This window comes from Ochrobactrum sp. S1502_03 (genome assembly GCF_044435015.1).
GTDB classification, from domain to species: Bacteria; Pseudomonadota; Alphaproteobacteria; order Rhizobiales; family Rhizobiaceae; genus Brucella; species Brucella chromiisoli.
Genome location: NZ_JAYEXN010000101.1, coordinates 1 through 656, shown reverse-complemented (window position 1 = coordinate 656; position 656 = coordinate 1). Strand labels below are relative to the sequence as shown.

Here is a 656-nt window from a genome sequence, read left to right as displayed (position 1 = left end):
CCCAATCCCTTGACCAAACCATGATCTGAAAAACATACTCGAAGGTGGCTCAATTCTCGGTGAAAAAACCGGCTCAGTTCCGCGTGAAAACCAACACTTCTGACCACCAATGTTGAAAAGGACCGCGCGGACAGTGCGTCCACGCCGCTGATGCTGCCATTGTTCAAACGAACTGAACGTGGCAATCGACATTTCAATACTGTGGTTGTTGAGCCCATGTGCAAGGCATTCACGATCCAATGCACGGTTATCGATGATAACAAGTAACGGTAGAATACCATCAAAAGAATCTGCTGATTTTGATGATGAATCTTTCGCGATAACCTGGCTTTTATTATTATTTTCGCTGGTTCTGCTGTTAAAACTCGGAGAAACGTTCATCTTTTTGCCCTCTAGCCCCTTTTAAGCGCACGATTCATTGCTCTTAAAACGCAATGAGTTAAGCGCAGCGGCCACCTGTTTATGATTTCCGAGAGGTTTATTTTAAACCTCGTAATCAATTCTTATTTTTTATTTTGTTAACCAGAAGATTGCCCGAATTTTAAAACAGTGTCATTAACCTAGCGCTCGTGGACAAAGGTTGACTGCGGAATCGATTTTTGATTCAAAGCTTCCATTTGGAGGCTACTTTGGGCGAACGGATCGGTTTGACAGAC

Annotated in this window: 1 pseudogene; it reads right to left on the bottom strand. The window is 43.4% G+C overall.

From position 1 onward, the window contains the following. A pseudogene (locus tag VBH83_RS19375) lies at positions 1–381 on the bottom strand (hypothetical protein); the annotation flags it as partial. Between the last annotated feature and the right edge of the window lie 275 nt (positions 382–656).